Source organism: Paenibacillus sp. NFR01, from assembly GCF_900111565.1.
Classification (GTDB): domain Bacteria; phylum Bacillota; class Bacilli; order Paenibacillales; family Paenibacillaceae; genus Paenibacillus_AQ.
Window position 1 is genome coordinate 198,757 of sequence record NZ_FOIK01000005.1, and the last position, 21,547, is coordinate 220,303.

The 21,547-nt window shown below is 55.3% G+C and carries 16 protein-coding genes and 2 riboswitches; of the genes, 6 read left to right on the forward strand and 10 right to left on the reverse strand.

From position 1 onward, the window contains the following. Position 1 precedes the first annotated feature (1 nt). Both BMW84_RS20140 and BMW84_RS20145 read left to right on the forward strand, forming a co-directional pair. Entirely contained in the window at positions 2-1,102 is a 1,101-nt protein-coding gene (locus BMW84_RS20140; RefSeq protein ID WP_091071464.1) for a toxic anion resistance protein, read from the forward strand. Between the two features lie 285 nt (positions 1,103-1,387). Then, positions 1,388-2,185: a formate/nitrite transporter family protein gene (locus BMW84_RS20145; RefSeq protein WP_091071465.1), complete on the forward strand. Its 798-nt coding sequence runs from the start codon at positions 1,388-1,390 to the stop codon at positions 2,183-2,185. Between the two features lie 46 nt (positions 2,186-2,231). Here BMW84_RS20145 and BMW84_RS20150 read toward each other — a convergent pair whose 3' ends face one another. Next, a complete protein-coding gene (locus tag BMW84_RS20150; RefSeq protein ID WP_091071467.1) occupies positions 2,232-4,619 on the reverse strand; it encodes a TPM domain-containing protein in 2,388 nt (795 codons plus the stop codon). Between the two features lie 208 nt (positions 4,620-4,827). Continuing rightward, complete coding sequence (locus tag BMW84_RS24865) at positions 4,828-4,971, reverse strand: hypothetical protein (RefSeq protein WP_175498936.1); 144 nt, start codon at positions 4,969-4,971, stop codon at positions 4,828-4,830. Between the two features lie 294 nt (positions 4,972-5,265). Here BMW84_RS24865 and BMW84_RS20155 point away from each other — a divergent pair, with 294 nt between their 5' ends. Further along, complete coding sequence (locus BMW84_RS20155) at positions 5,266-8,391, forward strand: EAL domain-containing protein (RefSeq protein WP_091071468.1); 3,126 nt, start codon at positions 5,266-5,268, stop codon at positions 8,389-8,391. A 68-nt stretch (positions 8,392-8,459) separates the two neighbouring features. Here the strand turns inward: BMW84_RS20155 and BMW84_RS20160 are convergent, their stop codons facing one another. Next, positions 8,460-9,551, reverse strand: a complete 1,092-nt coding sequence (locus tag BMW84_RS20160; RefSeq protein WP_139209657.1) for a GGDEF domain-containing protein — start codon at positions 9,549-9,551, stop codon at positions 8,460-8,462. Positions 9,552-9,762: 211 nt separating this feature from the next. Beyond that, positions 9,763-9,862: riboswitch (purine riboswitch) on the forward strand. Positions 9,863-9,973: 111 nt separating this feature from the next. Between BMW84_RS20160 and BMW84_RS20165 the strand changes: the two genes are divergently transcribed. Continuing rightward, on the forward strand, positions 9,974-11,407 hold the full coding sequence (locus BMW84_RS20165) for an NAD(P)/FAD-dependent oxidoreductase (protein ID WP_091071471.1): 1,434 nt from the start codon (positions 9,974-9,976) through the stop codon (positions 11,405-11,407). 173 nt (positions 11,408-11,580) lie between these two features. Continuing rightward, the gene (locus BMW84_RS20170) at positions 11,581-13,095 is read left to right on the forward strand and encodes a methyl-accepting chemotaxis protein (protein WP_091071472.1); all 1,515 of its coding nucleotides are present in this window, start codon (positions 11,581-11,583) and stop codon (positions 13,093-13,095) included. A gap of 130 nt (positions 13,096-13,225) precedes the next feature. On the opposite strand, the gene BMW84_RS20175 is transcribed toward BMW84_RS20170, so the two are convergent. From BMW84_RS20175 to BMW84_RS20185, 3 genes are all read right to left on the reverse strand, one after another. After that, the gene (locus BMW84_RS20175) at positions 13,226-13,810 is read right to left on the reverse strand and encodes a nucleotidyltransferase family protein (protein ID WP_091071474.1); all 585 of its coding nucleotides are present in this window, start codon (positions 13,808-13,810) and stop codon (positions 13,226-13,228) included. A 191-nt stretch (positions 13,811-14,001) separates the two neighbouring features. Continuing rightward, entirely contained in the window at positions 14,002-15,300 is a 1,299-nt protein-coding gene (odhB, locus tag BMW84_RS20180) for a 2-oxoglutarate dehydrogenase complex dihydrolipoyllysine-residue succinyltransferase (protein ID WP_091071476.1), read from the reverse strand. Positions 15,301-15,354: 54 nt separating this feature from the next. Beyond that, a complete protein-coding gene (locus BMW84_RS20185) occupies positions 15,355-18,219 on the reverse strand; it encodes a 2-oxoglutarate dehydrogenase E1 component (protein WP_091071477.1) in 2,865 nt (954 codons plus the stop codon). Between the two features lie 518 nt (positions 18,220-18,737). Beyond that, positions 18,738-18,822: riboswitch (cyclic di-GMP riboswitch) on the forward strand. Between the two features lie 27 nt (positions 18,823-18,849). On the opposite strand from BMW84_RS20185, the gene BMW84_RS24545 reads away from it, so the two are divergent. Further along, complete coding sequence (locus BMW84_RS24545; RefSeq protein WP_254773058.1) at positions 18,850-19,002, forward strand: anti-repressor SinI family protein; 153 nt, start codon at positions 18,850-18,852, stop codon at positions 19,000-19,002. A 62-nt stretch (positions 19,003-19,064) separates the two neighbouring features. On the opposite strand, the gene BMW84_RS20190 is transcribed toward BMW84_RS24545, so the two are convergent. The 4 genes from BMW84_RS20190 to sipW form a co-directional block, all read right to left on the reverse strand. After that, on the reverse strand, positions 19,065-19,397 hold the full coding sequence (locus BMW84_RS20190) for a helix-turn-helix domain-containing protein (RefSeq protein ID WP_254773066.1): 333 nt from the start codon (positions 19,395-19,397) through the stop codon (positions 19,065-19,067). 227 nt (positions 19,398-19,624) lie between these two features. Then, entirely contained in the window at positions 19,625-20,215 is a 591-nt protein-coding gene (locus BMW84_RS20195) for a TasA family protein (protein WP_091071480.1), read from the reverse strand. Positions 20,216-20,274: 59 nt separating this feature from the next. Next, complete coding sequence (locus BMW84_RS20200) at positions 20,275-20,871, reverse strand: TasA family protein (RefSeq protein ID WP_091071482.1); 597 nt, start codon at positions 20,869-20,871, stop codon at positions 20,275-20,277. A gap of 86 nt (positions 20,872-20,957) precedes the next feature. Beyond that, a complete protein-coding gene (gene sipW / locus BMW84_RS20205) occupies positions 20,958-21,545 on the reverse strand; it encodes a signal peptidase I SipW (protein WP_091071483.1) in 588 nt (195 codons plus the stop codon). Positions 21,546-21,547: the final 2 nt, after the last annotated feature.

A 21,547-nucleotide genomic window follows, 5' to 3' on the forward strand; every position in this document is an offset into this window, starting at 1 on the left:
AATGTCCACGCAATGGATTGAATTGAAAAAGGAAGATGAGCAGAAGGTAGTGGATGAAGCGTCGCAGCTCATCGAGAAGGTTGCCAAGACCGACACGCTCGCGCTCGACGGCCTGATGGACGACATCGGTCGGCTGGGGGTCAAAACGCAGGAGAAAGCGGGACAGACGCTGAAGCTGCTGGACCGTCCGGTCAACGACCTGATGTCGGGCAAGCGCACCGAAGTGCCGAATATGATCCTGAAGCTGCGTAACGAATGCGAGACGCTGCAGCAGAGCAAAAACGTCAGCTTTTTCGGAAAAATGCTGCGTAAGAGCCCGTTGAAAAACTATGTCTACAAGTACCAGTCTGTTCGCACCAATATTGACGCCATCATCACCGGACTGCGCGACGGCCGCGATACGCTGGAGGAAAGCATCGTCAACATGCGCCAGCTGAAACGGACCTCAATGGAAGAGATCTACAACCTGCAGACCAAAATCGCCTTCGGCAACAAGCTGAAGGAGCTGTTCGAGGCGGAAATCGCCAAACCGGAGAACGAAAACCGCAAGGCGCATCTGGAGCGCGGCCTGCGTAAGGTGGTCGTACGGATCCAGTCGATGACGGAGATGATCCTGCTCTACAACCAGGCGATTGCCGCCACTGACATTATCAACGACAACAATGATAAACTGATCGACTCCGTCAACAACGCCATCGACAAAACGTCGAACCTGATCACCGTCTCGGCGATGATCGCCATGTCTTTAGCCGACCAAGAGAATGTCATCAATGCGGTCGAAGCGACCAACAAGACGATCGAGGACCAGTTCAAGGAAAACGCGCGCCTCTTGCGCACGACGACGGAAAAGACGGCAGAGCTGTTGTCCAAGCCGTCCATGTCGCTGGAAGCGGTCAACCAGGCGATCGGCGACCTGCTGAGCGCGCTGGATACGTCCGAGCAGTCCAACCGGCGGATTATCGAGAGCTGCCAGGATTACACGACCAAAATGACGCAGATCAATACCCAGCTGAACAACCGTCTCGGACTAAACGAGGCGCCGCAGCCGCAGGCGATCAAGCAAGCGGCCGAAGGCAACGGGCTGAGCAGCTTTTTGAACTGACATAATTCCTTCTCCCCGTACATAAGTTGTCACTGACGACAGACAGGGGAAGGAGACGGGCGGATGCTTCTGGGAGGCCTGATACTCGCGCTTATCGTTGTGGCCAGTTATGAGAGGGCGGAGGCCATCGCCAGCCTGAATGATCCGGAAAATAAAATTTGAAATAAATGCATGGAGGCCCGGGGCTTCCGTGCATTTTTTTTCGCCGGGATGGTATAATAACCCACAAGACTGTCCAGCAAGTCGACAAAAACCGCATAAAATACGAGCGAAGACGGAGGTCGCATGGAGAACGAGGCACTGCTGCAGGTTGAGAAGTTGGCGCTCAAGAAGCAAAGAATCTATCAGCAAAGCATCAAACGCTACATCGCCCGGGCGATGCTGGCCAGCATGTTTATCGGATTCGGTGTCATTGTTGCATTCAAGACCGGGAATTTTTTCTTTATGGTGGACTCGCCTATGACGTATCCGATGGCGGCCATTACGTTCGGTGCGGCGATTATCCTCATCTCTTATGGGGGCGGGGATTTGTTCACCGGAGACACGTTTTATTACACGTATGCGGCGCTGCGGCGCAAACTATCCTGGACCCAAGTGGTGCGGATGTGGGTCATCAGCTATATCGGCAATATTTTAGGGGCTACCGCATTTGCGCTCCTGATTTACTTGACCGGATTGTTTGACTCTTCGAGCGTAAACGGTTTTTTGCTAAGCGTGGTGGCCCACAAGATGGAAGCCCCGACTTTACAGTTGTTTTTCCGGGCGATTTTGTGTAACTGGCTCGTCTGTCTGGCCTTTTTCGTTCCGATGTCGATGAAAAGCGATGGGGCGAAGATGTTCGCTATGGTGCTGTTCGTGTTCTGCTTCTTTATTTCCGGATATGAGCACAGCATTGCGAATATGTGTACGTTTGCCATTGCGCTGGTGCTGGATCACCCGGGCACGATCTCCTGGGCAGGGGTCCTGCACAACCTCGTTCCGGTTACGTTAGGGAACCTGATCGGCGGCGGCGTGCTGATGGGCGTCATGTATTATTATGTGAACAAACCTTTTTTGAACGATACACCGGGAGATCCGCATTGAAAAATAAAGCCAGCTTCGGGGTTTAGGCCGAAGCTGGCTTTTTGTATTACCATTTGGAGCCGCCGGAGGAATTGCCGCCGGACTTGCCGCCGCCCCAGGAGGAGCCGCCCGAGGAGTGGCCCCCGCCGCCGCTGCCTCCCCAGGAAGAGCCGCCGGAGGAATTGCCGCCGCCGGAATGATGCCCGCCGGGACCGCCGAAGGGCGGCGGGCCGGAAGACATGCGCTGCCGCCGCTCGCGTTCCTCCCGCTGCAGCTTCTGCCGGACAAGTCTTCTGGCTTCTTCGGCAAAGACGGAAATCTGCCCCATATAAGACCTTCCTGCAGCCTCCAACTCGTCGAGGTCAATCGGCTGCTGCTGCAATCCGGATCGCAGGATGCCGTATTCCTGCAGCCGCAGCGGATCAAAGCGCCCGCCGCCGGAGAGGCCGTTGCGGCGGAGCAGGCTTTGTGCCTCGTCGGCGGCTTCCTGCCCTTGCACAAGCAGCGTCTGCACGGCCGCAAGCCGCTGCTCCAAAACGCCAAGCGTGCTTGATGCCCGCTCCAGCGTCTGTTCCGTCTGCTCCTGCGCGTTCAGCAGCGCATCCAGTGCTTCGCGGGCTTTGTCGTATTCGCCGCGCGCATCTTCCGTCCAATCTGCAATTTGCCGGATATCCCGTTCCTGCTGCTCAAGCTGCATCCCGGCCTGGACCAACTGCTCTGAAGTAGCCTGGGTGAAACGGGCGGCGAACCTGCGGGCCGCCGCCGCCGTCTGCCCGGTCAGGTCCCGCTGCCGGGCGGTCAGCTGCTCCAGCCTGCGCCGTACCTGCTCGAGATCCTTCCGGTTGCTTTGCCGGATCTCGGCTTGGCGCTGCGTGGCGGCGATGGCCTCATTGCGGAGACCGTCGGCTTCGGCGAAAATCGCGCGTACCTGATCCATGTCGCCGTTCTGAAGCGGGGCCTGGGCCGTTTCGGCTTTCTGCCGGGCAGCCGCAAGGCTGTCGTATGGCTTGATCTTCATGTTTTGCAGCTGATTCTGGCCAATGATGCCGGAAATCTGGACCCGCGCCGCTTCCAGTGCGGCGGGAAATTGCGCCAGCTTGTCGTCGTAGATGTCCACATCCTTCAAGTCGCGTTCGATCCGTTCCTGGCGCTCCTGCGCTTCCTCGGCGATTTGCTGCGCCGCCAGCGGATCGAACAGCTCCAGCCGGTCCGCCTCAGCCGTCTCCCCGGCCAGTTCCTCCAGGTCCTCAGCGATCTCGCCGAGGGCGTAGCCGCTCTCCTTCACCGCCTGCCGCAGCCCGTCTTCCAGCTCCGGCGTTTCCGCCTTCAGCTCGGTGATCCGCTCTTTCACATGGCGGTCGGCATCGCTGACCTGCGCGATCCGCTGCTCTTCTTCGGCCAGGCTTGCCCGGAAGGCTTGCTCCGCTTCTTCCAGCTTCGCAATGGCGGCTTTCAGCGCGCCAAGCCGGTAAAACGGCAGCGCTGAGGGGCTGTCCGCCTGCATCGCCGATATGGCAACCAGTTGTGCGGAGAGACGCTTCGCTATCCCGTCGACCATTTCCGCCGTTTTGCCCTGCACGACGCCTTGGAACGGCTGCAGCGATTCGCCCGCGCGGTTCGCCTGCACGAGCAGCTCCGCGAGGGCGGCGTGCCGGGCGCCAAGCCGCTTGCGGCGCTGCAGTCCGGTCAGTGCGAAAGCCAGCAGGGCACCCAGTAGAAGGACCGCGGCTCCGATAAGGACCGCGCGTCCCATCCCGCTGCCCGCATCCGGCGCGGCCGTGCTGCCCGGCAGCGCGCCGCTATCCGGCACGGCGGACTGTCCGCCAGCACCGCTGCCGCCAGCTGCCCCTTCACCGCTGTGGGCGGAACCGTTCGCACCGGCTCCGCCCGTATTAACCCCGCCCGTGCCAGCCCCGCCCGTAACGGCTCCGCTCGCCGAGCCACCGGCCGTGCCTCCGCCGGCCGGGGATGCCGTGCCCAGCGCATTCACGCCGGCCATCAATGCATAAATCCCGCCGGCATAATCCCCGTCCTTTGCATAGGGGATGAAATACGTGTCGAGCAGCTCGGTAATCGCCCCGCTGCCGGTCCGGCCGCCGCGGCTGGCCGACCAATCATCCAGCGCCGACTGGAGCCCCGGATTGTTGAAGTTCAGCTCCACTTGGCGGTCTTCGGCGGAGAGCAGCACCAGTACATCTCGCGTCGCCAGCTTCCACGCCTGATACACTTCCGTTGCATAGGCAGCCGAATCAGCGCCGTCCAGCGAAGGAATCGTCAGGACATGGAAGGTGTAACGTTCTCCGGCGGCTTTCGCGCCGATATCGGCGGCTTCCTGCGCAGAGAGCATGCCGGCTTGATCCGTGACCGGGCCACTTGGGGCCGGGAGGCCGGCCGCAGACACGGCGGATGTCCACAGCAGGCAGAGAAACAGGAGGATCGACATTACTTTTTTCAAGGCAGGCACGCTCCGTTCTGTAAGCTTTGTTCCTATTTTATAGTATGTACGGCGTATTTCCAAAGCGGGCGCAAAAATAACCTCGCAATGCTAAACGAGGTTCTGCGTGAAAAACCTGCCTGGACTTGCGCGGCCCGCAAACTGCATATTTATAATCTAAAAAAAGCCGCTTCCCGGAGGCCGGGAAAACGGCTGTCGCATCGCTGGATTATCGCGCCTGAAGGCAAAGAATGTATTGCAGGCGGGCTTTAATTTCCTTTTGCCATTTCAAGTCTCCGACTTTTACGGCTAAGTTAAGCAGATCCAGATAATCGTCAACCTGCAGTGCGGTACGTGTATTGGCTGCATTCATGAGGCCCAGTCTCCTTTTTCACATATGATAAATGGCTTCGTTTTATGGAATATAATAATGATAATCATTATCACTAATCTTGTTATTGTTATTATCCACATTTTGCTCCTGAAAATCAATATTAAAATTTAAGAAAATTCCATGAACGACCGGAAAAAGACTCATTGCATTTCGGTAAATGGTGAATTTGCACATTTTATCACAATTTAAGGAAGGAGCAGCAGGAACCTATACTTTTTTTGTCGAATACTACTCTGGTAAAAGCTGTCAGCCTATTAATAAAGGAGAATTGCGATGAAGCGGCGTAAAATAATGCTTCTATTCAGCATCTTTCTCATGATCGCACCCGTCACATCCGCTCACGCCGACAAAAAGGAGATCAAATATCAGGCAGAGTTAAATTATCCGCCCTATAAATATACGCAAAACGGGTATCTGACTGGATTCGATATTGATTTGACGAGCATGATCTTTGAAAAGCAGGATTATCGGCTTCGCTACAGCACCGGAGAATGGCAAAATACTTACAAACTGTTGTCCAATGGGAGCATTGACACAACCGGCCTCATGGCCGTCACGGACGAGCGCAAGAAGGAGGTTTTATTCTCCAAGCCGCTCTTCAAAAACTACATATCCGTTTATGCCAAACGTTCGCTGAAGGATGACATCAGCTTGAATACGCTTGGCCAGTACCGCATTGGCGTCGGAAAAGGCCAGTATTCCGAAGGGGTACTGCGCGACAAAGTGGGCATTACACAATACATACACTATCAAACCATCCCTGATGCCCTCGTCGCTCTGCAGAAAGGCGATATCGATCTTTTGTTCGAAAATCAAAGCGTCGTCGATTATTTGCTTGTTGAACAGGGGCTGACGGGAACGATCGCGCCGAAGCTCCAAGACCTCTATCCGACCGAGATTGCGTTTGGCGTCAGCAAATCTTCGCAGGAGCTATTGCCCTACATAAACGCGCGTTTGGAGCGGCTACAGCGCTCCGGAGCTTTCGAACAGTTGTATCAGCAGTATTTTTTTGAGCATTCCGATTACTACACTTCAATGATCCGCGGAAGGCTGATTTCAGGGATTACGATCGGACTATGCATCCTGGCGTTCGGCATTGCCCTTCTGCGGATGTACATCCGGCATTTGCGGCGTACGATTCACTCGGAGCAGGCTTTCTTTGAGGATGTCATTGAGCATACGAATATGGTGGTCTGGGCGGTGCATGCCGACCGGCGGATCGTCCGGTTCAACCAATATGCGGAGAAAATGACCGGTCTTTGCGGCCAGGAGATGCTGGAACGCAGCATTGACGAGTTTTCGGGCCTCGAAGGCGGTGCCGCAGAGATGCGGCGATTGTTAGATCTGGCGCTTCGCGGCGAGTTCTCGACCGATGTGGAGGTGCAGCTGCCGCAGGCTGCTCCCGGAGCCCGGCATTATTCGCTGCGGACGGCGCTGATCCGGGGCATGGACCGGCAGGCGGAGGACATTTACGTGCTGGTCGGCGTGGACGTAGAAGAGCGCAAGCAGCACGAGCTGAAGCTTCAGCTTAGCTATCAGGAGCTGGAATCGACGTACGAGGAGCTTGCCGCTACAGAGCTGGAGCTGCAGGACCAGTTCAAAAAGCTGGCGACGAGCGAACGGCGCTTCCGGCTCGCATCGGAGGCTTCCGGCGCCTACATGTGGGAGCTGGAATGGGAATCGGGCAAATATATCCTGTCCGACCGCTGGTACGAAGTAATGGGGTATACGGAGAGCGACCTTGACGGCATGGAGCAAGGTGCGATCAGCCTGATCCATCCCGACGACCAGGAGGCGGCAGCCAAGGCGAGGGAGGAGCATTTGCTCGGGCTTGCGCCGATCTATGAATTGGAATACCGGATGCGGACGAAGGACGGCCGGTACATGTGGTTTGAGGTCCGCGGCAAGGCGATCAAAGACCCGGGGTCGCAAGGCATGATCTTCCTGGGTTCCCTGATTGATATCAGCAAACGCAAACAGGTGGAATGCAAGCTGAACAACAGCTACCAGGAGCTGGAGGCGACCTACGAACAGCTGACGGCCACGCAGCAGGAGCTGGTGGCGCAATACGACATGCTGCTGCAGAATCAAAAGAACATCCATCGGCTGGCCTATGTGGATTCCTTGAGCAATCTGCCCAACCGCGTGTCGCTCCTGGAGACGATGGAGGAATATTTCCGCCGCCCGAACGGTAAAGCGGCACTGCTCTTTGTCGATACGGACAACTTTAAATACATCAACGATACGCTCGGCCACAAATCCGGCGATATGCTGATCCGCGACGCCAGTGAACGTCTGCAATCGCTCGTTCCGGACAAAGCGCTGCTCTCCCGCCTGGGCGGGGATGAGTTTGTGGTTTTCGTTAAAGATGCCGAAGACCGCGAAGCCGTGCTGGCGCTGGCCGATCAGATTATGCTGGCTTTCCGCAAGCCGTTTCTAGTGGGTGAAAGCAATTTATATGTATCGGTGAGCATCGGGATTTCCTTCTATCCGGAGGATGGAGAGACGACCGAGGAGATTCTCCGTAACGCCGATATCGCGATGTACCGGGCGAAGGAAGAAGGCAAAAGCACGTATGTCATCTACGATAAGGTGATGCATACCGCTTTTAACGAACGGATGAACATTGAGAAACATCTGCGCAGCGCGATCAACGGCAATGAATTCGAGCTGCATTATCAGCCGCAGGCCAATATCCGGACGGGCCAGATTACAGGCTTTGAAGCGCTGATCCGCTGGAACAGCCCGGTGCTTGGTTTTGTCTCGCCGCTGTCCTTCATTAAGGTAGCGGAGAACTCTCGGTTAATCGTCAACATCGGGGAATGGGTGCTGAGGGAAGCTTGCCTGTTCATGAAAAGCGTGCATGACCGTACCGGCATCTCGTATAAAATCTCGGTCAATATTTCCGTAATTCAACTGCTGGAGGATGATTTCGTCGATATGGTGCTGGGCTGCCTTGCGCTTAGCGGCCTGCCGGCAAGCAGCCTGGAGCTGGAGATTACCGAATCGGTATTTATGGAATCGTTCGGCAGCACGTCGTATAAGCTGGATCTGCTGAAAGCCCAAGGCATCCGCATCGCCCTTGACGATTTCGGAACCGGCTATTCATCGCTCAGTTATTTGCAGCAATTGCCGATCTCCACGCTCAAGATGGACAAAATCTTTATCGATTCGCTGGCCGATAAGGCGTACAGCCAATCTTTTGTCCAAACCATCATTATGCTGGGCCATAAGATGGGGCTTGAGGTCGTAGCCGAGGGCGTGGAAAATGCCCTGCAGCTCGACTTCCTGAAAGAAGTGGATTGCGATAAAGTGCAAGGTTATTTAATCAGCAGGCCTATCCCCAGAATCGCTGTATTCGATTTGCTGGAATCCTGGCGGAAGCATCCGCTGGATTAAAAGAAGGCATAAGAAAAGACTCCCGGAGTTTTATGCTCCGGAAGTCTTTTTTTAGTATTTGCGAGGAATTACAGGATGACGATTTTGTTCTTTCCGGTCTTTTTGGCTTCGTACAAGGCATCGTCGGCCTGCTGGAAGGTGGAACTTTTCGAATCGGCTCTGTCGTACTCATGCATGCCGATGCTTACGGTGATGGTTTTGTTGTCCATCTCCGCAATTGGCAGGGAGGCGATCCCGAGCAGGATGTGTTCCATCATCGCCAGCGATTCGTCCAGCGGCTTAGCGGTCAGGATGACGACAAACTCTTCTCCCCCGTAACGGGCGGCAAAGTCGTCGGTCCCGATATGGGCAAGCAGCGTCTGTGCTACCTGGCGCAGGACAATGTCGCCGACCCAGTGCCCATATTCGTCGTTCACTTTTTTAAAATTGTCGATATCGAGTACGGCAAGCTGCATCGGAAACGGGTTGTTCTGCTGGTGGTCGATCAGCCAGCCCAGATATTCGTGGAACGTCTTGTGATTATACAAATCAGTTAGCGGATCAATCTTTGACAGGCGGTCCATAATGATGTTCTGGATCCGCAAATCCTGCTCGGATTTCACCGAATTTTCCAGTGATTGCATCAGATCCCGGCCTCTGCCGATCACGCCGAAGGCGGCCAGCGAGGTCCCGGCAAAGATGAAGGCAATGATAATATTTTCGATGCGCAGAGCATATTCGTATGCGGGTGTGCTGATAAACAGCATCAGAATGTACAGCAGACAGACAAAGGAAGAGGCTTTCAGGTAATTGCTCTTCAGATAGATCATGGAGACCAGCAGTGGGAGCAGCATGATTAGCGGCTTGACGTGATAATCGGGACTAAGATTGGCGATAATCAGGGCGGCGTAGATATGGCTTGCGGCAATGATTGACAGTTCCGCCCACGGCTGTCGCCATTTTTGGATCGCTTCCAGGGCGAGTAGCAGCAGTGTAACGACGGAATCCGGAATCAGCACGTGAAACTTGAAATAGCTGCCGGAGAACTCGGGCCGTCTCCCCCACATGGATAAGGATATAAAAAGCTGGCTTGCCAAATAGAGCGCAAGAACCATCCAGAATACGTTGAGTAGTACACGGTTCCAATACATTTGGCGAGGAGTCGGGGGTGGAATTCGCACAGGGTTTCCTCTTTTCGGTGGCAATACTCATAATATTCGACAAAAGTCCCTATACTCCTTCAAAAACGGTCATTACCCTTAATGTTCGGAATTTGGCTGTATATTCAATATATCAATATGGATAAATAATTAAAATGGAATTAAATACGAACTATTATAACGTATATCGCTTGACACATTCGTAAGCGGGGTGTAGAATTTCAAAGGGTCCACAAAATGAAAACGAGCTGTTCGTATATCCTCAAAGATAAGGTTTGAGGGTTTCTACAGGGAACCGTAAATTCCTGGCTACGAATAGGATGCATTTCGCATACCTATAAACGAGCCGGGATTTTTTGTGCATTTTTTTCAAAATCACCGAAACGGTTATGCCGGAGGTTCTAGGCTGCCAGGCCGTTTCTTCCCAGGAGGAACAGAAGAGAATGAGCAAATATGATGTTATCGTGGTTGGAGCCGGACCGGCGGGGATCTTCGCGAGTTATGAGCTGACGCGCAAGGCGCCGGGACTGAAGGTGCTGCTGGTAGACAAAGGCCATGATATTTACCGGCGCAACTGCCCGATTCTGGATGAGAAAATCAAGCTTTGTCCGCCTCCGGCAGGACGCAAGGAATTTGCGGGTTGTCTGCCGGCCTGCTCGATTACCGCCGGATTTGGCGGCGCGGGCGCTTACAGTGACGGTAAATTCAACATCACCACGGAGTTCGGCGGATGGATGTCCGATTATTTGCCGCCGTCCAAAGTGCTGGAGCTGATCCAGTACGTGGACAGCATCAACCTGGAGCATGGCGCAACTGAGGCCATTACCGACCCGACCACGGAAAGCATCCGAAACATTGAACAACGCGGTTATGCGGCGGGGCTGAAGCTGCTGCGCGCGCAAGTCCGCCATTTGGGAACCGAACAGAATCTGGAGATCCTCAAATCCATTTATGAATATTTGAAAACACGCATCGATATGCTGTTCAAAGCCGAAGTGCAGGATATCGTCACGGAAAAAACGGATGGCATGCACCGGATTACGGGCATCGTGCTTAAAAACGGGGACGTGTATGAAGCGCCTAAGGTAATGATCGCACCGGGACGGGACGGATCGGCCTGGCTGACCGAGGTGCTGAAGAAGCGCCGGCTCAAAATGTACAACAACCAGGTGGACGTCGGCGTCCGCGTCGAAACCTCCGATGTCGTCATGCGCGAAATCAACGAGCACTTATATGAAGGCAAATTCATATTCAATACTTCCGTCGGCACGCGGGTACGGACATTCTGCAGCAATCCATCCGGCCATGTCGTGGTGGAGAACCATAGCGGCGTGATGGCAGCCAACGGGCATTCGTACAAGGATCCGGCGCTGGGCTCGAAAAACACGAACTTTGCGCTGCTCGTATCGCATACCTTCACCGAGCCGTTCGACAAGCCGAACGAATATGCACGCGAAATCTGCAAACGGGCCAATGATTTATCCAGCGGCGGGGTTATCGTGCAAAAGTACGGCGACATATTGCGCGGCCGGCGTTCCACGGAAACGCGGATTAAAGAAGGGTTCCTGGAGCCCACGCTGAAAGAAGCGGTTCCGGGCGATCTGGGTTTGGTGCTTCCGTACAATACCATGAAAAGCCTGATTGAAATGGTCGAAGCCCTGGAGAAGGTGACGCCGGGCATTAACTCGGAGCATACGCTTTTCTATGGCGTCGAAGCGAAGTTCTACTCGGCCCGTCCAAAGCTGACAGAAAACCTCGAGACGGAAATCTCCGGACTCTACTGCGGCGGCGACGGAGCCGGCATTACCCGCGGATTGGCGCAAGCGGGCGCAGCGGGCGTATGGATCGCGCGGCAAATGATTGCTTCGGCACAATAACGGCATACCGGACATATAACGTATAATTTAGAGCGGCCTTCGCGGGCTGCTCTTTTTATTTTTTGGAAGAAAGTGAAATTAGTATGAAAGCGGATAGAAAGTATTTCCTTTATATTCTGCTGTTGTTATAATGTTAGGATACATAACATGGTAGAGTGGAGTGGGAGGTTACGATGCGGAATCGCTGGAGCCAAGGGTTGTTTGTCGTTCTGTTGCTGCTGACCGGTCTGTATTTCTTGTGGATGGATGTATTTTGGGCGCATAAGGCAGTTGTCCTCGTTTTGCTGCTCGGCATCGGGGCTATTGCACGGATTCACCGGCGCGAAAGGCTTGAGGCTCAGGGGCAGTTGGCCGAAGCCCAGGATAAAATCGAGCAACTCGGCAATGAAATCGTGGTCACCTCGGACCGGCTGCATGGAGCGCTGGAAGAAATCAGCCGTCATACGGAGGGGCTGCAGCAGACCGCAGATTATTCGCATGCCTATGAGGTCGATTTAAAGGCGCGCAGTACGGAAGCCAAGGCCAATATCGAAGGCGCTTTTGCCACCATGGGCGGCGTCGCTTCCGTAACGGGGCATATCAAGGAACTGACGGAGCGGCTGGGCGCCAATATGCAGGGGGCGCATCAAGGTATGAACGATATGGTGGATTCGTTGCAAAATACCGACGCGGTAATGGATGAGCTGCAGCAGCAAAGCGGTGACATGACAGCTAAGTTTACGGTGCTCAGCCATCATCTGGCTATGGTCGAAGAGATCAATGGCCTCATCGTCAGCATCGTCAACGAGACCTCGTTGCTTGCCCTGAACGCTTCCATCGAAGCGGCCCGGGCAGGTGAGCAGGGCCGCGGTTTCGCCGTCGTCGCCGGCCGGATCCGGCAGTTGGCGGATCAAAGCCGGAGCTCGGTGGAGCGCTCCACCGCCGTCCTCGCCGATTTGAACCACGGCGTCCGTGAGGTGCTCGAATCGGTGAACAAAGAGCGTTCTGCAGTGGAGCATGGGGTTCATGAGGTCGCGAATATCCGCCGCAGGCTTGGCGATGTATCCCGGCAAATGGCGGAGGTAGGTGAAGCGGTGACGGATACGGTATCTGCCGCCTCCAAGCAAAACGGCCTGATCGGAGAAGTAACGGAAGAGTTGAATGTCGCGGTGGCGATCGTCAACGAGACGATCGCCAATGTTGAACTGACACTGGAGCAGGTTATGCGCCAGCGGGGACAAATCAGTCAGTTGAACGAAATCAGCGCCAGCCTGCTGATGGAATCCCAGGCTCTGCAGCAGTCGGTTAACAGCATTGCCGGCCGGGAAGTGGTCGATGTCGGCAAATATGCGGACCGGCTCCAGGAGATGCAAGAGCTGCTGAAGACTATCACGGCGAAGCAGGAGTTATATTTGCCGGATGCCTCCGTACATGAGAGCTTCCTGTCGGACTGCAAGAGCAAAACGCCGGATGTGCAGGCCATCTGGTCCAACCGCACGGACGGCACCTTTATTTACTCCGAGCCGCCGGCCGGCTTGATGAATGCCAAACGGCGCGACTGGTGGAGCGGCGCGATGCACGCCGGCGAATACGTTTCAGCGCCATATGTCTCGGCCATCACCAAACGCTCCTGCATCACGCTCTCGCGGGCCATCCGCGACAGCCGGGGAGATGTCGTCGGCGTAGTCGGCATTGATTTGGCGGTGTAGTCGCCCGCGATCCTCGCTCTTCCCGTTGCGGCACAAAGCCGCCCGTACTGCCAAGATCGGCAGCGGGCGGCTTTGTTGGTTCAGGGCAGCAGAAGAGATCATGTGCGCGTTGTCTGATACTGCCGCCCGCTTATTGTGCCGCTGGGTTTGCGATCGGGATGATGCGTAGCTGCGGCCATACTTTCTCCCACCGTTTGGATGCTACCCGCTTCTCATAGATGGCATGCAGCTCCGGGCGGTTTAGAAAATGCGGCGTGGGGCGAACGGTGACGGTAAGCGCATCCTGTATGCCATGCGGAGCGCATAATATCGGTTCTCCCCCGGTATTCAGCGAGAGGCCCAGCGCCGTAGCCGTTTCCGGGAACTTCGCCATACCGTCGGAGGCGGAGGTATAGGGAGCCACGCCGTTCACCGTATGCATCCGGGCCTGGTTTTTGACCGACCAGGGTACAGCCGGCATCCGCTGCATCAGAGTGGCCTCCAAAGCTTTTTCGTTAGATTCCTTGGCGTTTGAGGAATCGAAGTAAATGACGTCTACATCCGCCAGGGGCGTCCGGCCTGAATAGCCATGCTGCATATCCCACACCTTGGAGCGGACAAAACCCGCGCAGACCCACCAATCCCGCAATTCCAAAGTACTGGCAGCCCGTAAAACATCCATCATCCATTCATCTTCCTGAACGGCTTGTAAAATATCCTCTTCGCTATGAAGCATCCTCTCTTCCTCCCCGAAAAACAAGTGTTGTTCATTATCTCATATTCCGGATGGCGTGGCGATGACGGGAGTGGCTTGGAGACTCCGCTATCTTTATTAGCTACGAAAAGAACAAAAAGAACAAAGAAAAAGAACAGAAAAGGCATTCCGCGGCGGGAGCCGGGAATGCCTTGATTTGATGTGTATTGGGCTTAGCCTTCGAGCAGCAGCGCCTCGGGATCCTCCAGCAGTTCCTTCACCTTGACCAGGAAGCTGACGGCTTCGGAGCCGTCGACGATCCGGTGGTCGTAGGACAAGGCGATGTACATCATTGGCCGGTTGACGGTGGTCGTCTCGTCGAGCGCGATCGGCCGGAGCTGGATCTTATGCATGCCGAGAATGCCGACCTGCGGGGTATTCAGTATCGGCGTCGAAAGCAGGGAACCGAATACGCCGCCGTTGGTGATGGTGAACGTTCCGCCTTGTAGCTCCTGCAGGCTGAGCGTGTTGGCACGGGCTTTGGAGGCGAGTTCGCCGATCTGCCGCTCGATTTCGGGGAAGCTCAGACGGTCCGCGTCGCGTACGACCGGAACGACAAGCCCTTCTTTGGCAGCTACGGCAATGCCGATATCATAGTACTTTTTGATGAGCAAATCCTCGCCGTCGATTTCGGCGTTCAGCAGCGGATACGCCTTGAGCGCACCGATCACCGCTTTGGTGAAGAAGGACATGAAGCCAAGCCCGACGTCATGCTTTTCCTTAAAGCCGTCCTTGCGGCGCTTGCGGATGTCGAGGATGGCGGTCATGTCCACCTCGTTGAAGGTGGTCAGCATGGCCGCGGTCTGCTGCGCTTCGACGAGGCGGCTGGCGATCGTCAGCCGCCGGCGCGACATGCGCTTGCGCTCGACGGCCTTGCCGCTCTCAGGCTGCCGCGCGGCCGCAGCCTGAGGCTTCGGCGGCTCCGGCTTGGCCTGCGGCGCCGGAGCCGGGGCTGGCGCAGCGGCCCCCGCTGCGCCGTGGCTCTCCACATCGGCCTGGGCAATCCGGCCGATCGGGTCGCGGGCGCTGACCTCGCCGAGGTCGATGCCCCGCTCCCGGGCCAGCTTCCGCGCCCCGGGCGAAGCCAGGGCTGCGGAAGCACCGCCGCCCGCCGCATCTTCGGCGGGCTCGACAGCCGCCGGCGCTGGCGGCGCCGGCGGAGCTGCAGGCGGCGCGGCGACGGCGACCGCGCCGTCCTCTGCGGCCGCAGCAGGCGATGATTGCTGCGGCGCGCCCGTGCCGGCGGCAATCAGGCCGATGGCTTCGCCAACGGCGACGTTCTCGCCGGCCTGGCGCAGAATGGAGGCGATCACGCCGTCCTCCTCCGCGCTGATCTCCAGATTCACCTTGTCGGTCTCAAGCTCAGCCAGCACATCCCCCTGGCCGACGGTGTCGCCTTCTTTCACCAGCCATTTGTAGATGGTTCCTTCGGAAATGGATTCGCCCAGATCGGGTACTTTGATTTCGGACACAGGCCGTTACCTCCCCAAACGTAGTAGTTTCGTTATCGTGATACCGCCGCCGGATTAGGACGACGGCACTGGCGCTTGTACTTGCGAGTTGATTTTCAGGGCTTCCGAAACGATCCGCCGCTGCTCGAAGCTGTGCACGTCGGCGTAGCCGCTGGCCGGGCTGGAACGCTCCGGACGGCCGATGTAGGCGACGTTTACCCCGCTTGGCGCAATCTTGCGCAGGCGCGGTTCGGCATAACTCCAGCCGCCCATATTCTTCGGCTCCTCCTGCACCCAGACGATTTCCTGCAGGGAGCGGAAGGTGGCCAGGAAGGCGGCAAGCTCGCGTTCCGGAAACGGATAAAGCTGCTCCATGCGGAGGATATGCAACCAGGACCAGTCTTCGTTGCGCGATTCCAGTTCGGTCTGCAGATCGATTGCGACCTTGCCGCTGCAGACCACCAGCCGTTTAACTTCGGCGGGCTTACTGCCAAGCAGCGGCTCAGGAAGCACCGCCTGGAACCCGCCGGAGGCGAGGTCGACGCCGGGGCTGGTGCTGCGAGCGTTGCGGATAAGGCTCTTCGGCGCCATGATGACCAGCGGACGGGCGCCCTGATGCCCGCATAATGCGGCCTGGCGGCGCAGCAGATGGAAATACTGCGCGGCGGTCGTCAGGTTGGCGACGGTCCAGTTCTCCTCGGCGGAAAGCTGCAAAAACCGTTCCAGCCGGCCGCTGGAATGTTCCGGCCCTTGGCCTTCGTAGCCGTGCGGAAGCAGGATGGTCAGATTGCTGCGCTGCGTCCATTTGGCTCTGCCGGCGGCAATGAACTGATCGATGATAACCTGCGCGCAGTTGGCGAAGTCGCCGTATTGGGCTTCCCACAGTACGAAGGTCTCCGGAGCGAACACATTGTAGCCATATTCATAGCCGAGCACGGAGGCTTCGGACAGCGGACTGTTGTACACGCCGAAGGAAGCCTTCGAATCCTTGAGCTGGTGCAGCGGCGAGAACAGCTTGCCGGTCTCGCTGTCATGCAGCACCAGATGCCGGTGGGCAAACGTGCCGCGCTGGGAGTCCTGCCCGCTCAGCCGGATCGGCGTGCCGTCCTTGAGGATCGTAGCGAAGGCCAATGCTTCGGCCAGTGCCCAATCCACCCGCTCGCCGTCCTGAAGCGCGTCTTTGCGCCGCTGGAGAATGCGTTCGAGCTTCGGATAGACGGTGAAGTCCTGCGGGACGCTCAGCAGCTCGCGGTTGATATCGGCCAGCGCCGAAAGCGGAACGGCGGTTGAACGCGTGACGAGGTCCTCCTTGTCGAAGGCAACAACAGGTTTTGTCTCGCCCTGCTTCTGGCCGCCTTCCTTCATTTTCTCGAACGCTTGCTGCAGTACCGCTTCGGCATCGGCGTTCATTTGCTTAACCTCTTCCGCCTGGATGATGCCTTCCCGCTGCAGCCGCTCGGCATAAATGCGGTAGACGGTCGGGTGCGTGCGGACTTTGCCGTATACCAGCGGCTGGGTCGTTTCCGGATCATCCATTTCGTTATGGCCATGGCGGCGGTAGCCGATCAGGTCGATCAGGAAATCCTTTTTGAACCGGGAACGGTACGCGCAGGCCAGACGCACGGCGGCAATGCACGCATCCGGATCATCTGCGTTGACGTGGACGATCGGAATTTCGTATCCTTTCGCCAGGTCGCTGGCGTAGTGCGTAGAACGGGAATCTTCGCTTTCGGTCGTAAATCCGATCCGGTTATTGACGATAATATGCACCGTTCCGCCGTTCTGATAACCTTTAAGTTTGCCGATATTAAGCGTCTCGGCCACAATGCCTTCGCCGGGGAACGCCGCGTCGCCGTGCATCAGGATCGCCATGGCTTTATTTGTGTCGAGCTTCGGCATTCCCGCTTCACTGCGGGTCTCCTGAGCCGCCCGCGTAAAGCCTTCGACCACCGGATTGACGAACTCCAGGTGGCTCGGATTGTTGGCAAGCGTAATGCGGGTACGGACGGTTTCGCCCTCGCGGACGGCCCGGTCGGCACCAAGATGGTATTTGACGTCGCCGGTCCAGCCGTAGTTGATGCCCATCGAGCCTTCCGAAGGAAACAGCTCCTTGTTCGGCGAATGGTGGAATTCAGAAAAAATGATTTCGTAAGGTTTGCCTAAGATATGCGCCAGCACGTTCAGCCGTCCCCGGTGTGCCATCCCCATTAAGATGTTTTCCGCTCCGTCATGTGCGGCCGCTTTGACGATTTCGTCGAGCATCGGCACCAGTGCATCATTGCCTTCCAGGCTGAAGCGTTTCTGGCCGACAAAGGTTTTGTGTAGGAAGGTTTCAAACTGCTCGACCTGAATGAGACGCTTCAGCAGTTCTTTACGCTCCGCCGGGGTCAGCGGCGGGGGAACATCCGGCGACTCGGCCTGCCGGTTCAGCCAGAGCAGCTCCTGCTCGTCGCGCACATGGCCGAATTCAAAGGCAAGGGTCCGGGTATACGCCTGCCGCATGCGGTTGACGGCATCCCAGGCGGTCTGCACGCCCGGAGGGACGTTATCCCAGATCAGCGAAGCGGGCATGGCGGCCAGATCTTCACGGGTTAACTCGTAAGCAGCCGGCTCCAGCCATTTGAGCATGGAATGCTTTGTCCGCTCCAGCGGGTCGATATCGGCGGCCAAATGGCCATGTATGCGAATGTTGGCGATCAGTTTAGAGGCGCGGACCGCTTTTTTGAGCAAATCCAGATCACCCGTGATGGCCTGAGGCTGCGGCGCGGAAGCTGCAGGCGACAGGGGAGGGGGACCCGAGGCCGTAAACAGATCGCGGTAGTGAAGTTCCACGGAATTCGGGTCTTGCAAGAACTGCTCGTATTTTTCTTGGATATAGCCTAGGTTGGGCCCGTAATACTTGTTCCAGATGGAGTCCTGCGAGAGCTCTTTGGCTGCCATGAATACATCCTCCTAACGGATACTCCGCCCGATCGGCCCGGGAGGGGGCAGCGGGTGAAGGTGCGATGTTTGCGGTTTCATTCCACATCTATTGTGCTACTTTCGAGGCTGGTAATCAATTCATACTTTCGTGTAATCCGTTCGCAAAACGGCATGATTCAGGAGGAGATCGTTGCGGATAAACGATAAATTTTGTTTATAAAAATGCTGAATTAAAAAGACTTTTTTATTTTTCAATTTTTACTTAAAATTACTGATTGAAATTTTTAAAATTGGGTAAGTATCCCTATAAAACGTGTCGGGATATCTGGTAGAAGAGACATACATACTGTGCGTGTTTTATGTTTTTTTATTTTATACTTATTCTTCACACCAATCTGTCAAGAAAGGCCTTACAATCTCAAGTTTTTCGCTAAAAAGGTTTCATGTTTCGACACATTCTTTTGCGACATTATTATATAATGTACTTGCAAAAGAACGCTTACACGTGAGCTAGTCAGATCCTTTCACCGGAAGGATCCAGTAAAGGGTAAACCTGCCGAAAGACAGGGGCACAAAGTCTCGGGTCTAATGTAGAAATACGACGACGGCCGGACTGCCTGGGGACGCAAAATCTTAGGAGGAGATTTCTTGGATAAGTCCAACCAGGGGAAAAATGTGGAGTTCATGTCGGTTGATCTGGATTTGGAATGGGTGCACTTGATGATCTCGGCCAAAAAGGCGGGGCTTCCTGTAGAAGAAATTCGCAGATTCCTTCACGAACGGGCACTTCAGGCGATGTGAAGCTGCAGGGAGTACATACAAAAAAGGCACGGCGTTTTACGCCGTGCCTTTTTTGTATGCGCTTAGGACTCCTTTTGGTCAAGCCGCCATTTCTGGTAGTCCAAAAATTCCTTGAATTCGCGTTTGCTGATGCCGGATGACATCGCTTCATGTACAAGCTTGAGCCATTCCCCATCCAGGGAGGAATCATCGGACTCATTCATATCTCCGTACAGGAGCGCATGAATGGAAACCTGAAGGGCGTCGGCGATTTTTTCGATGAATTGAATAGAGGGGTTGGATTGAATATTTCTCTCGACATTGCTCAAGTATGATTTCGCCACATCGGCTTTGTCCGCTAGCTCTGATAAGGATAGACCCTTCTCCAGACGAAGCTGGTGTATGCGACTTCCCATGTTATCTTGCACGATTACAACGCCCCTCCGTACATTTGATATTTGAAAGCGAACGGGTTCGCTTCACCGTGAAAAGAAACCTGCATTTTCGCTACTAGTATAACAAATTTTCGCAAAACGGACAAAAATCATTTTCAGGATGCAGAGGGGGATGGGAAGTAGAAAACCGGCATTTCCAGCCCGGGAAAAGGGAGGAGATGCCGGTTTTGGCTTTAGATTTAAAATGTTTATTTAGCTTCGCCAATGCCTTGGAAGGCGTTGAAGGTCCAAGTGAGGGAAAGGCCGTCGCCTTGGAACACGTTTTGATCCTGGCCGTTATCGACGAACTCAAAGGCTACTTTGAAATTTTTGGTGTCGCCTGCGGCGATGCCTCCCGGAATGGCTCCGTTCAGGATCAGGTCATAGGCGGTGATAGCCTTCAGGTCCTTGAGGCTGATTTCGCTCAGCACGTGACCGGCCAGCGGGCCGCTGGTGTAGCTGCTGTCGAGGATTTTCACTTTGAAATGGGCGCCCAGATCGGCGGAGGCATTGTCGCCTTTGGCATCGGTTACGTTGTAAGCGGTGCCCAGCGTCAAGAGCTTAATGTCCAGCGTGCCGTCATTTTTCAGAGCGAAATTGCGGACCGCATAATCGCCCGGCTTCATGTTGGTCAGGTTGACGATCGTTTCCGGAATCGAGGAGAGCTTCAGCGTACCGGCAGCGAAGGTCGCCGTGCTGGTTGCCGTCGAACTAAAGTATGCGAAGGTTCCGCCTCCGATCAGAGACAACCCCAGTGCTGCCGATGCTACGCCAAGACCCAATGTTTTTTTGATACCCATGTAATAAATCCTCCTTAAATGTTGGTTTTATAGTTTTAATGGTTGTAAACGGGTGCGGATTACTTCGCGACGCCGGCTTCCTGGTTAGCCAGGAACGACCAGTTCAGCTGCAGCTTGTCGCCTTGGTAATAGTTTTGCGGAGTCAGCGTATCCTTGAAAGCGAACTGCACGGTCATCGTATCCTTGTCGCCGGCCTTCAGGCCGGATTTCTCGCCGCCTAAAAATCCTCCCAAAATTCCTCTGGCTACCAGGTCAGGCGATTGTTTTTCAAGATCGGCCAAGGAGATGACCAGCAGTTCGGTTGTAGCCTTGTCTTGGTTCTTGAGGAAGGTGATGATGATGTCATCCTTCAAGTTGTGGTTTCCGTTGTCGCCATTGGCATCGGTTACCGTCGCGGCTGTTTTCAAAAGCACCTTTGGAATATTCAGCGTACCGTCGTTTTTGAGGAGGAAATCCCGCTTGACGGTATCGCCCGGTTTCAGCTTGCTCAAATCAAGCAGGACGGAAGGATCGGTATTGAGCAGCAAAGTTCCGTTGTTAAACGAAGCGTTGCTCGTATCCGTACTGCTGAAGTAAGCAAAGGTTCCTCCGCCGATCATGGTCAAGCCGAGCGCAGCCGATATAACACCGAGTCCAAGCGTTTTTTTGATATTCATGAGTTCAATCCTTTCGCGTGGTTTTTTTGGTAGGAATGGAAAATTTATTGTTGCTCCTCGTTTCGTAAACGGGAGAGGACAATCGGTTATTGCAGAGCTTTAGGCAAAGCGTCGGAATCGCCAGTGCCGGTATTTTTCTTTTCCAGAGCGGTAACGGCCTTCCAGGAAGAATAGAGGGCATACAGCAGCAGGAGAAGACCCGGAACAATCATCAGCATCACGCTGCCCGCCTTGGATACCGCGAAGTTCATAGCATAACCAATGTAAGGGATGGTGAACCCGGTGTATTGCCCGACGACATTGGTTGAGCTAACTGCTTCCTGATCGGCAGCGTTGTTGTTGTCGCCTTTGGTCGTGTAGGTCGCTTCGCCGGTCGCTTTGTTAACCTCGGCGTTTACGATGCGGTGGGTGATCAGAATGTTCTCGGAGCTCCGGAAGGTAATGACGTCGCCCTGCTGGAAGCGGGCTGTATCGCCACCGGGCTTAATCGCGATAATCGATCCGGTATGAATTCCCGGTTCCATGGAGCCGGAAAGCACGGTCTTGATCTGATAGCCAAAAAATGCAGGCTCGCCGCCGGAGGCCTTGGAGATGACCACGGCCACTACGAGCAGAATGAAGCAGAGAAAGACAATACCGGTAATTGTTTTGCTGATGAGTTTTTTAATAAGCATGG

Excerpts from the sequence above, each read along its gene's own strand:
- BMW84_RS20140 (WP_091071464.1), top strand. The coding sequence starts at position 2 with ATGTCCACGCAATGGATTGAATTGAAAAAGGAAGATGAGCAGAAGGTA.
- BMW84_RS20145 (WP_091071465.1), top strand. The coding sequence starts at position 1,388 with ATGGAGAACGAGGCACTGCTGCAGGTTGAGAAGTTGGCGCTCAAGAAG.
- BMW84_RS24865 (WP_175498936.1), bottom strand. The coding sequence starts at position 4,971 with ATGAATGCAGCCAATACACGTACCGCACTGCAGGTTGACGATTATCTG.
- BMW84_RS20155 (WP_091071468.1), top strand. The coding sequence starts at position 5,266 with ATGAAGCGGCGTAAAATAATGCTTCTATTCAGCATCTTTCTCATGATC.
- BMW84_RS20165 (WP_091071471.1), top strand. The coding sequence starts at position 9,974 with ATGAGCAAATATGATGTTATCGTGGTTGGAGCCGGACCGGCGGGGATC.
- BMW84_RS20170 (WP_091071472.1), top strand. The coding sequence starts at position 11,581 with ATGCGGAATCGCTGGAGCCAAGGGTTGTTTGTCGTTCTGTTGCTGCTG.
- BMW84_RS20175 (WP_091071474.1), bottom strand. The coding sequence starts at position 13,810 with ATGCTTCATAGCGAAGAGGATATTTTACAAGCCGTTCAGGAAGATGAA.
- BMW84_RS20185 (WP_091071477.1), bottom strand. The coding sequence starts at position 18,219 with ATGGCAGCCAAAGAGCTCTCGCAGGACTCCATCTGGAACAAGTATTAC.
- BMW84_RS20190 (WP_254773066.1), bottom strand. The coding sequence starts at position 19,397 with ATGGGAAGTCGCATACACCAGCTTCGTCTGGAGAAGGGTCTATCCTTA.
- BMW84_RS20195 (WP_091071480.1), bottom strand. The coding sequence starts at position 20,215 with ATGGGTATCAAAAAAACATTGGGTCTTGGCGTAGCATCGGCAGCACTG.
- BMW84_RS20200 (WP_091071482.1), bottom strand. The coding sequence starts at position 20,871 with ATGAATATCAAAAAAACGCTTGGACTCGGTGTTATATCGGCTGCGCTC.
- sipW (WP_091071483.1), bottom strand. The coding sequence starts at position 21,545 with ATGCTTATTAAAAAACTCATCAGCAAAACAATTACCGGTATTGTCTTT.